The organism is Psychrosphaera aestuarii (genome assembly GCF_017948405.1).
Classification (GTDB): domain Bacteria; phylum Pseudomonadota; class Gammaproteobacteria; order Enterobacterales; family Alteromonadaceae; genus Psychrosphaera; species Psychrosphaera aestuarii.
Window position 1 is genome coordinate 2114851 of the sequence record NZ_CP072844.1, and the last position, 12615, is coordinate 2127465.

The 12615-nt window shown below is 38.7% G+C and carries 9 protein-coding genes; 5 read left to right on the top strand and 4 right to left on the bottom strand.

Annotated elements, in window-relative coordinates; translation table 11 throughout:
• The first annotated feature begins 85 nt into the window (after positions 1-85).
• The gene (locus J9318_RS09620; RefSeq protein WP_210559717.1) at positions 86-1363 is read left to right on the top strand and encodes a dicarboxylate/amino acid:cation symporter; all 1278 of its coding nucleotides are present in this window, start codon (positions 86-88) and stop codon (positions 1361-1363) included.
• A gap of 158 nt (positions 1364-1521) precedes the next feature.
• On the opposite strand, the gene J9318_RS09625 is transcribed toward J9318_RS09620, so the two are convergent.
• Positions 1522-1944, bottom strand: coding sequence for a VOC family protein (locus tag J9318_RS09625; RefSeq protein ID WP_210559718.1), 423 nt, complete (start codon positions 1942-1944; stop codon positions 1522-1524).
• 205 nt (positions 1945-2149) lie between these two features.
• Here J9318_RS09625 and J9318_RS09630 point away from each other — a divergent pair, with 205 nt between their 5' ends.
• The 4 genes from J9318_RS09630 to J9318_RS09645 all read left to right on the top strand — a co-directional run bounded on the left by J9318_RS09630 (position 2150) and on the right by J9318_RS09645 (position 4914).
• Positions 2150-2758, top strand: a complete 609-nt coding sequence (locus J9318_RS09630; RefSeq protein ID WP_210559719.1) for a TetR/AcrR family transcriptional regulator — start codon at positions 2150-2152, stop codon at positions 2756-2758.
• A gap of 94 nt (positions 2759-2852) precedes the next feature.
• A complete protein-coding gene (locus tag J9318_RS09635) occupies positions 2853-3410 on the top strand; it encodes a carboxymuconolactone decarboxylase family protein (protein ID WP_210559720.1) in 558 nt (185 codons plus the stop codon).
• 123 nt (positions 3411-3533) lie between these two features.
• Positions 3534-4160 (top strand): hypothetical protein, encoded by a 627-nt coding sequence (locus tag J9318_RS09640; protein WP_210559721.1) that lies wholly within the window; start codon positions 3534-3536, stop codon positions 4158-4160.
• A gap of 16 nt (positions 4161-4176) precedes the next feature.
• Entirely contained in the window at positions 4177-4914 is a 738-nt protein-coding gene (locus J9318_RS09645) for a DUF3307 domain-containing protein (protein WP_210559722.1), read from the top strand.
• Between the two features lie 79 nt (positions 4915-4993).
• Here the strand turns inward: J9318_RS09645 and J9318_RS09650 are convergent, their stop codons facing one another.
• From J9318_RS09650 to J9318_RS09660, 3 genes are read right to left on the bottom strand one after another with little or no spacing between them, the layout of a single operon-like run.
• Positions 4994-6076, bottom strand: a complete 1083-nt coding sequence (locus J9318_RS09650; RefSeq protein WP_210559723.1) for a hypothetical protein — start codon at positions 6074-6076, stop codon at positions 4994-4996.
• Positions 6064-11697, bottom strand: a complete 5634-nt coding sequence (locus J9318_RS09655; protein ID WP_210559724.1) for an alpha-2-macroglobulin family protein — start codon at positions 11695-11697, stop codon at positions 6064-6066. The genes J9318_RS09650 and J9318_RS09655 overlap by 13 nt, the downstream gene beginning before the upstream one ends.
• Positions 11698-11701: 4 nt before the next feature.
• A complete protein-coding gene (locus J9318_RS09660; RefSeq protein WP_210562424.1) occupies positions 11702-12604 on the bottom strand; it encodes a prohibitin family protein in 903 nt (300 codons plus the stop codon).
• Positions 12605-12615: the final 11 nt, after the last annotated feature.

Here is a 12615-nt window from a genome sequence, read left to right on the forward strand (position 1 = left end):
TCTATTATTGATATATAAAAACAATTATCTATAACCTTTTTAAATATTACTATCGCCCCTTAAATTTAATTAGGGGCATAACACAGTGACTCGTTTTTTTTCATGGTCTTTATCGAAACAAATTTTTTTCGCTTTTGTTGCAGCAATTGTGTTTGGCCTATTATTTGAAAGTGCGGCTTTAGCTATAAAACCTATCGGCACCGCATACATCAACGCCATTAAAATGGTCGTAATCCCATTACTGTTTTTTTCCATCGTATCGTCTATTTTTAACTTCTCGGATCCACAAAAATTAAAGCGGCTGGGGTTAAAAACGGTTGCCGTGTTCTTAGTAACCGCCTTTATCGCCAGTTTAATTGGCTTAACCATTGGTAGTGCGATTGATTGGAGTTCAGGAATAAACTTAACTCCTGCCGTTACAAAAGAGAAAGTCATTCCTAGTATTGCCGAAGTGCTAACTGGTTTTATTCCAGCAAACATCATTGATGCAATGGCGGATGGAAAAGTTATACCTGTGGTTGTCTTTTCAGTATTACTTGGCATTGCGGTATTAAAAACAGGTCCATCTGCAACGCCTTTTAAAGCTTTTATTACCGCTGGCAATGACGTCATGAGTTCGTTGATGAAAATAATTTTAGCCACTACGCCTATTGGGGTATTTGCAATAATGGCCGCCACTATTAGTCAATTTGGTTTAGAAACCATGCTTCCGCTGGCTCAGTTTATATTAGCCGTTTATGCCGCTTGTTTACTCCATATGGCGTTCACATATTCATCGCTTGTCTCTGTGTTTGGAAAAATGAACCCCATTAAATTTTACAAAAACATATTTGAAGCCCAAGTTACGGCATATTCTACATGTAGTAGTTATGCGACCTTACCCGTTACGACTAAAGTTATTGCCGACAATTTGAAAGTCGAGAAAGGTTATGCCTCGTTTGTGGCAAACATTGGATCTAGCGCAAATATGGATGGCTGTGGTGGCATTTACCCCGCTATCGCCGCTATTTTTATAGCTCACCTCTATGGAATTTCATTAGATTATACCGACTACGCCATGATTTCATTTACCGCCGTGATCAGCAGTATTGGCACCGCTGGTGTACCTGGTGCAGCGTTAGTCATGTTAACCGTTACGCTAAACGCCGTTGGTTTACCATTAGAAGGCATCGCTCTAATTGCCGCGATTGATAGAATTATAGATATGATGCGCACTGCGACAAACATTACTGGCGATGCGGTTACTGCACTGGTGGTTGGACAATCAGAAGGACTTGTTAATAACGAAGCTGAGCGGCCCTATTCAGCCAAAGAAAGCTCTTCTTCAAGTAAACTAACTTCAGAACTTGGTGTATCGTCTTAAGTACACGAATCAAAGTCTAGTGTTATAACTTGTACTTGAATGTTTGGCGATTACTTAATAAAAAACCCCAACGATTGATAACTCAATGATTGGGGTTTAATTCTTAATATACGTACGTCATGACCTAACTGCCATAGAGGTATATATAATTAGTAATTTTAAGCATCAACCTTGAAGAGTACTTCAGGGTTCACCATAGTTTTCATTTCCAATACGTTACCGTTTGGATCTTCGATAAAAAACGTTTCTTGCTCATACTCATCACCAACAAAACGACGATAAGGCTTGTCTAAATACTCAAGCCCAGCACTTTCAATGCGTTGCTTTAAAGCTTGAAATTCGTCTTCTTTTAAGTGAATACCAAAATGCGGAACTGCTACCGCGCCCATATCTACATCGTGACGTACGGTAGGCAATCGCTCTTTACTCTCGTGTAATGTAAGCTCATTGCCCCAAAAATCGATATCAACCCAACGACCTTCTTCAAAATTGCCCGTTTTACAGCCCAAAATGTCACAATAAAATTTCTTCGCTACTGACAAGTCTCCAGCAGGAATTGCCAAGTGTAAACAGTTAGACATAAGTTATCCTTGAATATTTGTTTCAATCTAATTTTCAGCATTATACATATTTTAAAGGTGTGGAATAGCGATCTATATCAACCAATAAGCATAAGATATGTCCAAATAGTGAAACTTTAATTTTTTCTAATAAAAAATGCCAACTTGAAGATTACATACTGATAGGTACAATACAAAGGTTTACGAATTTTAAGGTTAACGACAAATGACAAGCGGACGAAAAAAATCCTTTAGCGAGTTAGAGGCACTTGAAGCCGCAATGCATGTTTTTTGGAGCAAAGGCTATGTTGGAGCGTCTTTGTCTGCATTAACTGAAAGTATGGGTATTAACAAACCAAGTATGTACAGTACGTTTGGCAATAAAGAAGCGCTTTTTGTTAAGTCGACTTCTTATTATGTAGAACAAAAAATGAAGCCCCATTTACGTTTTTTATATGAGCCAAATATTGACCTTATTCAGCGTCTTAAAAATTACCTCTATTCAATTGTCGCTATGCAATGTGAGTCTAATCACCCCAAGGGCTGTTATCTAGTGCTTTGCCAGTCTGAACTCGCTGGTGGCGATATTCCAGAATCGGCGGCGCAGCAGTTACGAGAGTTAGATGCGTTACCCCAAAATGTCTTAATCGACTTGCTAACCACAGATGCACAATCAATCAAGCGAGGTCTAGATAAGAACGCCAATAATATCGCATTGACCTTGTATACCGTGTTAAAAGGCACAGCATCAATGGCTCGTTCAGGCGCAACACTGGCAGAATTATCATGCGTTGTTGATAATGTCCTTGATGGAGTCTTACATCAAAAAAATTAACAAATAGTCTCATTAATTCTATGCTTGACTTGAAAATACCGATCGGTACAATTCATTTCATACCAACCGGTACAACTAAGTTAAGGAACATGAAATGACACAATTAACAATACAAACTCTTGAGTCTGCGCCTGCTGAAAGTAAACCGTTACTTCAAAAGTCTATAGATGCGTACGGCATGCTACCAAACCTACACGGCGTATTAGCCAGCGCACCTAGTACCTTAGATGCGTACCAACAAATGCATGAGTTGTTTGTAAACACGTCATTTGACGCCGAAGAATTAACCGTTGTTTGGCAGGGTATTAATGTTGAGCACGGCTGTACTTATTGTGTTCCGGCTCACACCGGTATTGCCCACTCAATGAAAGTAGACCAACAACTAATTGACGCTTTACGAAACGAGCAGCCACTACCATCGGCTAAACTGCAAGCGTTATTAGACATGACATTAGAAATTGTCAGAGAACGCGGAAGAGTGTCTGAAAAGTCACTTAATGCGTTTTATGAAGCTGGTTATGGCGAGCGTCAAGTGCTAGAGATCATTTTAGGTGTTTCACAAAAAGTAATTAGTAACTACACCAACCATATTGCAAACACGCCAGTTGACAAGCCATTCGAACAGTTTGCATGGCAGAAAAAAGCTCAATAAAAGTCAAGTTATCGTCTTAGTTTGATCATTAGGCAACCTTATTTAATTGCATATTAAAAAGCAATCTAATTTGGTTGCCTTTAGGTTTGCAACCTTATATAGTTGCCTAAGGGGTGATTAAATATGATTGCAGTGTTAACCGGTGACGTCGTTCATTCAAGTAAAATGTCCAGTCGTCAATATTCACAAACAATAGAAACGCTAAAGAAACTTATATTAGCTGAATATAAAAAAAGTAATGCCCGTGGGGATATATATCGCGGTGATGAGTTTCAGCTTCATTATTCACAACCTAAATGTGCACTAACAAGCGCATTACGATTTAAACTTAATATCCCATGTACCTTATCGCTTGCGTTTGGCCCTTATGATTCATTTAATGAATTACCAAGTGCCTCGTCAGGTCCAGCTTATATAGCTTCTGGTCATGGCTTAGATAATGCTAACCGTGGTGACTTATTGCTACAATTCGTAAATAATACAAATACTTCTGAAATAACAAAGAACTCGCCTAGCCTTTCTCCTGAAGGGTTTAAATTACTTAACCAGTTTTTTAATCAAACATTAAATAATTTAACGACGTCACAAGCTAATTTGTTGCTAGCCTATATAGATAATGACTTTCCTGAACACAAACACCTAGCAGAGTTGATGGGTACAAGTCGACAGAATATTAGCAATAGGTTAAGTAGCATGGGCGCCCATTTAGTGAGAGACTATGTGAATTACATAAATGAATTATTGGATTAGTTAGGCTGGATCAAAAATGGATTTGTTCGCTTTTTTATTGCTCGCACATTTTATCGGTGACTTTTACTTGCAGCCAAAGGCGTGGGTTGATTGTCGCAATACCAATCATGTTTCCTCAAAAGGCTTGTATAAACACACCGTTATTCACCTAGCACTCAGCATATTGGCGGCGATAGTCAGTGATGTGTCTATATTTACTGCATTGTTAGTTGGCCTTATTATCGCAACGACCCATTTTTTAACTGATCTTTGCAAGTCGCATCTACCGGCAACGTTAACGACATTTTTAATCGACCAGCTAATTCATATCCTGGTCATTTTATGCGTTGGGCTTGTGATATCTGATGTTACTTTTGAGCAACTAAGCCGTACTTTTGGTGACCTACTTACAACCAGCAATGTCATTTTCGCTACGGCGTATTTGTTGGTTTGTAAACCGGCCTCTGTACTCATTAGTTTGGCACTTAATAAACACACTCAACATTTGGCTGAAGAAGCCGGTGATAAAGGCTTAGAAGCAGCAGGTGCATGGATTGGCTACCTTGAGCGATGTTTAACCATTTCATTTATTTTTATGGGTCAGTTTGCCGGTATCGCGTTTTTAGTAGCCGCAAAAACTATATTTCGCTTTGGTGACTTAACAAAAAATACCGATATGAAACTGACGGAATACATGATGCTAGGTACGCTACTTAGCTATGCTATTGCTATTTTTGTTGGTTGGAATGCCATCCACCTTATGCGGGTTTTATAAAATACATTCAGTTGCTTATTTTATCAAAAACCACTTTTAACGCTTTTCTATACAAAGAAGTAACTACCTTACTAATAAGCTACAGCGCCTTGGTCGTTAAGTCATCTAAGTGTTTTACAGAGCGGTCTACCCCGTTTTTACTTGGCATAATTAACATATCACCTTCAATAAACGCATTGTAAAGCGGAGCTAATGGCCGTTTGAAATCGTTAACGCCTGCCGACCAAAGGCGCTGGCCACTGAACTGACTGTAAACGCTGATAAACTCCTTGGTTTTTAATAGAAGTAAATTATCATAACCTTCAAGCCAAGTTGACTCCCAGTTAACTTCTGGCGAAAGCTTTGTTTGCCAAGTTACGTTGCCATTTTTAATTTTAGTTAACTCGCCATAATACTTAGTTCGATACTTTGTTTTTCCATCACTAACCACCTCGTAATATTGGTTTTTATAGGAAACCGTATAAAGCTCATTGTTATCGCCTAACCACAGATTGTTAACCGCATGATCATTTGAAGAGCTCGATAAAGCGCCGTCATAAGACCAACACAACGTCTCATCAATTACCGTTGATTGAGTGTCGTGCATCGAACAAACTTTTATATCTTGTATCCCATTGTCCGCTTTTACTCTGAATGACACCAAAGAAAGACTATCGTCACTAATTAAAAATTGGGTTTCTCCGTGATAATGAAATGTCATTTCGATAGGCTGGGGAAACAAAACCTGTTTTTCAGAGACCTTTTTATCACCTCGTTTGTACGTATAAAAAGTGCGTTGAGTTGATGATATTTCAGCAACTAATATTGAGTTTCCATTGTTAGAAAAAACAACGTCGCTATAAATACCTGAGCCTTGCCAAACCACTTTTTCATTATCAATAATTGCAGCCTGCACCGCTTTTGGTATGTCATTGCGATTACCGAAAAGCTCGTATTTAGTCAGTACTTTTACGTTGCTTTTTGGGTGTGTGAGTATGGCTTCTGGAGCAAAACGAACTTGTGACAGTAATGTTGGTGATAAGGTGGATAGATGTTCGAGTTCCTCTTTACTCAACTGCTGCTGAGCTTGGGCATTCATAAACACAGCCTGGCTTGAAAAAGAAAGTAGTAACAAAACCATTAAGGTTAAAACTGTAGAATAACGAGATACTACTTTTTCCATGGTTCTATTCTTATGGTTTTACTAGAAGTGTTTGCATTAACATCATTACGGTACATAGTTTCCGCAGCTGCTGGGCCTATGTTAAAGATCCCTGAATGGCGTACTCTATTAAAATATACTAATGACATAGGCTTAGTCGTTAGCGTTTTCAAGTAATCAAAAGCCTTACCATTCCTAAACTCTAATTGATTTGATGCAAACCAGCCAGAATCTCGGCTATCACGATAAAACTGATTACCATAGTCTGGGTTTATTGGCTCAAATCCTGCCGGTACGCTATCAACCACAGAAACTTGCGAGCGTTCAACGGGAGAGCTAAGGTTTATTTCGACCTTTACAATATCGCCAACCTTGACCAACATAGGATCAGAGAGTTTTACCCACTCACCGGTGTTATAAACAAAATATTCTTTAGATAAACTCATCCCTTGCTGATGTTGAGTTATGTCTGTTAGTTTCTTTTTATAGCGCAACTCCAAAGCAACATTGTTTTTCTGAGTGTTGTTCTGAGTGTTGTTCTGAGTATTGTTCTGAGAAGTGTTACCTTCTTTTTCCAGAACCGCGTTGAGATCAAAACTTAATATACTACCACCTACTTCGCTCTGTTTTGATACATCCACTTTATAATCTATCGGCTGATACTCTCTAATTCCGGTTTTACCTTTGAATAACTGACTACACACAGCATTCGCAAATGTAGAGCCAAAGTGTCCACTTTTTTGTTGCTCCAATAGAAGTTCTAACTCCAATGCAGCCTGCTCAGGATCTGTCTTGTCGTAAACCATAGCCATAAAACACTTCTGACTATTTTCATTAAAAATATTCTGATATGTATCAACGTAACTATTGTGACTAAGCGCTTTTATTTCATTTATATAAGTAATCCTATCTGCACCTAACTTTTTGAGCGCCAACGCTTGAAGAACCGTTGCAAAAGGTTCCGATGTGCCCAAGTTCTGCCTTTCTATTAATGCTTCTTGAAGACCTATTTGGCTATTTTCAGCTTGTGCCAATAGCAACATACTCTTTACCGTGTTTAGGGAACTGCCTCTCGTATTAAACATGGTGTAAATAGAATCAGTCTGATTAAGTCGTTCCGACGCTTTAGAAAATACAGACTCATCAAACGGAAAATCAATATCGGTGTTTTTTAACCACCCCAAAACTAAATAAGTGTACATGCCTAAAAACAGATCTGGGTTTTGATTAGGGAAATAGGAAAACAAGCCTTCTGAGGCATAAGGGTTGACGAAGCTATTGATCTGCTTATTCAAAATAGCTTTACCTTCTGGCCACATTTCTCTAGCGTAAGCGTTGTTGCTATATAAAACCGCACGAGAAATGTTTTGCTCCCAACATTGATGGGTATAATTTTTATTGAAGTTTGATAGCCCTAACCAATCTGGGCCAACTTCTGAGATTGGCGACGCCGACAATATCATGTGTTGAGTGTCAGCTTCTAACGGTACAACAATTTTGTTTTGCGTACTGTCTAATATGAAACGCTTTGTACTGTCGATTTCACTACTTTTTACTAAAACCGTTTGTCGTGTTGCAAAGCTGCTTTGCCTCTTGCTAACCAATACAAATTGATAGAGACCCGGCGCTAAGTTCGGCATTTCGATAACACGTTTACTCTGCTCATCAGGCCGTAAAGATACAACGAAGGTTTTAAATGGTTCATTACCTAGCCATAAAGTAATTGTGTCAGTCACTGCTGAATTGGTTTTATTGATCTGCTCTATAGACAATACACCTTGGTCATTTTCATAAATACTTTTCGGCGCTTGTAAACTATATTCTATATCTTGTACGGTTTTTAAGACTTTATTATCAAGGCGTACATGATCATTTTGTGCACTTAGTACCATAATTTTCCAACGACCTATTAGACTTGGCAGTTGTACATTTATGGTTGTTACTTCACCCGCAATGAGCCTTTGAGATTTTAAAAATACTGACTGAGACATATCGATATTTTTTTCATCTTGAATATCAATGCTAGGAATATTAAATGAAGCGGACATACCAGCGACTTTGGCTGGAGGTGGTGGCACCCGGCTTCTTCTCTGCACGCTACTTTTTTCTGTCGGGTTCAAAGTTGCTTCATCGAACACCAAGTTGTCACTTAATGAAGTGATTTGTACTGACCTATCAAACCCCCAACGACGCCATAAGTCTTGAGCAAAATCATAGCTCGAATTTTGCTTTTGGAGCATAGGAAGCAAAGCATCGTTGACTAACCAAACTTGTGCATCAGCATCGAATGTCGAAGTAAGAGATATTTTAATTTGTTCTCCGGCCTTAACTTCATCAATAATCGGTATGCCAGTATTGTCTAACAGCGCTATATTTAACTCATGCTCTGGATTGTTGCTACGAGTTTCAATTTGAATAGAAGTATTTAACAGCCGTTGCCGATTTAGCTTGTTTTTCACCATGTTTTTATCTGCGTCAGATTCGCCCATTTCTGCACTTAACAGACTCGCGACTTTATCTTTAATTGTTGCGTGCCCCACAGCTAAAAAGGCATAGACCCGAGCATAGGGCAACCACGCTTGAGTGACATCGAAGGAAACTTTGTTTTGCCCTTTATGTAACCTTTTATAGACTAACGTACTTTTTGTGCCTGTTTGTACAATAAACGTTGCTAAACCCTCGACATCCGAATTTAATATCAACTCCGCTCTTTGGCCTGCGATTAATTCGGCCTTTAGCGATTCAAATTCAAATTTTAATAATTGGCTTTCCGCATCCATTTTAGCTTTAGGTTGAATATTAATAGAGCGATACCATGTCACAGATTCGTTATCACTTTTCAATAGTATTATGTAGCTTTTAACCGTGTCGGTGTCGGCTATATCTAATGCGCTTAGATCACAAGAGCTTGGTAATTTTGATAGTCGACAGAAGGTTATTAAGTCTTTTTTAGCAGGTTCTTCATTACTTCTTGGGTAAACTTCTACCAATACGTTTAGGTCGTTGACGCTTTTTCCAAACTTATCAACAGCAACTACATTCAGCGTTTGTGTATCTTGGTTAAATTTAGTTCCAAGATAGTGCTCTCTTGAAAAATATCGCGCGCTACTGCTTTTATGTTGCGACTCCCCTGACTTAGAAATCACTATCGTATTAAAATTTATCTTCGCCATTGGCAACGAGCTACGCACTCTTGGCATAGTCGCTTTACCTTGGCCTAAAGAGTCCATCTCTAAATCTATTGCACCACTTTTAGATGAACTTGTGTCATTTTTGTCATAGTCTTGCCAGGAAATAAACTCATAGCCTCGAGGCCAATGTCTGGGTACGTCATAACTTCGAGAAAAATGATATTTAACCGTTGCTTTAGCATTGGAAAGTCTGCCACCGTTCATTCTTCTTGCACTTATATTCACTAACGGTGCGTCACCTTTATAAGCAACCTCTAGGTTTTCAACGTCAAACTCAAATTCAGGTGGGGTAAACTCACCAACATAAAATTCGCCAATCTTTTTCTCTAACCCTGATGAAGTGTGCACGATATAAAAAGAATAATTCCCTAACTGGACATCTGAGTTAAGATCCGAGCTAAGGTCAAAACGAGTCGATGAAAAACCTTCTTTTGTTGGCTTCTCCATTTGTAAAACATATTCAATATCTCGACCATCAGCCTTTAGAACAACAGAATAATCATCAAAGCTATTAAGAGGTTTTAGTCCATTGTCCGTGCGAACTCTAGAAATAAAGTTTATAAAAACAGTGTCACCTGGTAAATAAACAGGCTGTGTACTCCATGCCTGTGCTTTTATTATTGAAATCGCGCTATTGCTTGGCTCTGGTAGTCGTGAGGCGGCTTTTTGATGCTCTTTTTCTACCCACAACCAGCAATTTTCCGATAGTTTATTTCCTAACTCTTCTTGTTCTAACCATAAGGAGCCATTTTTATCTGTTTTTCCCAAACGTTTTACAGAATCCGACGTACTACACACAAGCGATACAGATACATTCATAATGGCCTCGCCGCTCCAATCTGAAACCTTTACAAACACATTATGATCTCGCCAAATCGAAACATTAAAGTCAGCAGACTGCAGAATATGTTTTCGTATCTTTTCACTTAAAATCGCGTTATCCCAGCCAGCACTCTTTCCTGAAAGAGTGACTTCTACAAGCCCACTCGAGTTGTTTAGTTCAGACAAAAATGGAACTGGTTGCTTAAACCATGAATTCTCAACCCCTGCTGGCGCGTCAATAGATTTGAAGGTTCCCTCAAAGTGTTTGTCACTAACCGTTTCATTTAGGAAAGCAAGTAACGATTCGGCTGATGTAATAACTCTAGATTGATATTTTATAAGCTCTACATTTTTTCTATGCAGTACAGGACCTGACTGGTTTTTGTTTCTATTTTCGACGACTGTTCCGGCGGTATCGTCGAACTCCCAAATAGGTGTTGCATGTTCAGTTTTGAAATTAATTGTTTCAGGGCTTTTGATTTTTTGACCGTTCAGCGATACGACTTTTTCTAAATTCAACTGATACTGTGTATTACCCTCTAGATTCATACTGTGCATTGCACGCCCTTGGAATTTCCTAACAAACCTATTTGTTGTTTCACCGCCTGTTAGCCATGCTAAATCATCGATTTTTCTTGAGTTTCGTCCATATGCGTTTTCGTAGAGTACATCATTAAATGCTAACACTACCCTTTCTGGTCGGCAGGGTAATACACCACTTGCGTTAACTTCAACCGGTATATAGGTCCAAGGATAAGAGTCAGAACCACAATAAAAGCCTAAAAATGTAAGGTCTTTCCGATAAGAGAATGTAAAAAGTGTGACATCTTCAACAATCGTTAATGACGACGGTGACAATTTTGAGCCCGCTGGTAATACCAATTCATATTCGCCTTCCTCTCGCCCTGTTTGCGCACTTGTTTCCTTTCCTTCTTCTGACTCTTCAAAATAAAGACTGTGCTTTTTTTGCCACGAATCATCATGACTTTTAACTGTGACGGGTTCCAATTCTCCACTTGGTGTTTTAAGGCGTATAGACTGTACAAGCTTATCTATAAGTTCTTCTTGTTCTGCTTTTTTGATATCAGAGATTTTACCAAAAAAACCATACGGCTTACTTTCAATCAAAGATACACTTGAGGGAAAATCATTCCATTTACCGTTTGGTTCAAATTTAAAGTTTGGCAAGTCTGTTTTAAAATTCGCTACAAACTCTTTTTTTAACGATTGTCCAAGTGCTGAAAAAGTAGGTTTTACTGCAACTGAAAACTCAGTTTGTGGAGTCAGTGGGAATAAGAGTCTACATGATAGTTGAGTTAGTGTGACAAAATGCCAATTACACTGCTCTTTTGATATGTTTGACGTAATAATAGACCGTAGCTGGCTATTTGCTGGAACGGAGCCAGGAATCGCAATTTTTTTATTAAACGAAATTAAAATTTGTGTGACGTTGTTATTGTCTTTTTCATTATTTTCAATATTTGAATGCGTATTGAAAGTTATGCCTGTCACCAATAAGTTTTCATCTTTATTAGCTGGTTCTACTTTCTCATTGAGGCTAACTTCTGTCGTACAAGAAACTATTAATATTGTTAAAAACGCAAGTGCAACAGAAGTTAGTCTAGGCATTACATTATTGTCCGTCTTTGTTTCTTAAATCCATAATTGGCATAGCGCCCTCGCCCATCATAGTAGAAGGTAGTTTTCCGTCCCAGGCTTGGGCTTCGGTTAACTTAACAATTAGCGGGTTGTTTTTTAGGGCTTTTGCTTTTGCTTCAATCGCTTGAGCTTCGGCTTTACCTTTCAGTAAAATTGATTGTGCTTCGGCTTCTGCGACTTTTAAAATGCCTTTTGCTTTAGCGTCTGCGGTATTTACTGCACGTAACGCTTCTAGACGTTGTCGCTCAAGCTTGTGCTCTTCTGCGGCCGCTAAGTTCTTTTCAGTTTGCTTAATTTCTATCGAATTAATGTACTTAGTTGGCAACACGATATTTTCTATTTGAATATTATCAACAATAACTGGAAAACCTTCCATTTCAGCCGTTAGGCGACGCTCAATACCTTGGATGGCTGTAGCTCGGTCTTGAATTAGCTGCTCTGCTTCAAATTGAGGAATGGTATCTTTTGTCGCTGAACGAAAACGAGGATCTAAAATACGTTGTTCAAATTGTGTTAAACCACCGTAACGCTTAAACAGGTCAAGCGCAGCTTCTTTGTTTACGGTCCAGTTAACTGATACTTCAATTGTGACCGGCATTTGCTCTTTTGTACTCGAAGCCATTTTTTCGGCGTTTTTGCGTGTTCTTACTTCAATGCTTTCGACCGTTTCAATAAATGGAATTTTAAAGTGGAGCCCCGGATTTTCTTGGTGCATGGCTTCACCAAAGCGTTTAACAACGCCCACGTGTCCTTCTATAACAATAAAATAAGAGTTAAATATCGCTATTAAGGCCAATACCCCTGGTACTACTTTCGTCAATGAAAGTGATTTAAACAAGTTCTTACCGCTTGTGCTTTTTTTTGTTGGATTAGTCATGTCCATTGTTA

Coding starts and splice junctions, on each gene's coding strand:
- J9318_RS09625 (WP_210559718.1), bottom strand. CDS start 1,944: ATGTCTAACTGTTTACACTTGGCAATTCCTGCTGGAGACTTGTCAGTA.
- J9318_RS09630 (WP_210559719.1), top strand. CDS start 2,150: ATGACAAGCGGACGAAAAAAATCCTTTAGCGAGTTAGAGGCACTTGAA.
- J9318_RS09635 (WP_210559720.1), top strand. CDS start 2,853: ATGACACAATTAACAATACAAACTCTTGAGTCTGCGCCTGCTGAAAGT.
- J9318_RS09640 (WP_210559721.1), top strand. CDS start 3,534: ATGATTGCAGTGTTAACCGGTGACGTCGTTCATTCAAGTAAAATGTCC.
- J9318_RS09645 (WP_210559722.1), top strand. CDS start 4,177: ATGGATTTGTTCGCTTTTTTATTGCTCGCACATTTTATCGGTGACTTT.
- J9318_RS09650 (WP_210559723.1), bottom strand. CDS start 6,076: ATGGAAAAAGTAGTATCTCGTTATTCTACAGTTTTAACCTTAATGGTT.
- J9318_RS09655 (WP_210559724.1), bottom strand. CDS start 11,697: ATGCCTAGACTAACTTCTGTTGCACTTGCGTTTTTAACAATATTAATA.
- J9318_RS09660 (WP_210562424.1), bottom strand. CDS start 12,604: ATGACTAATCCAACAAAAAAAAGCACAAGCGGTAAGAACTTGTTTAAA.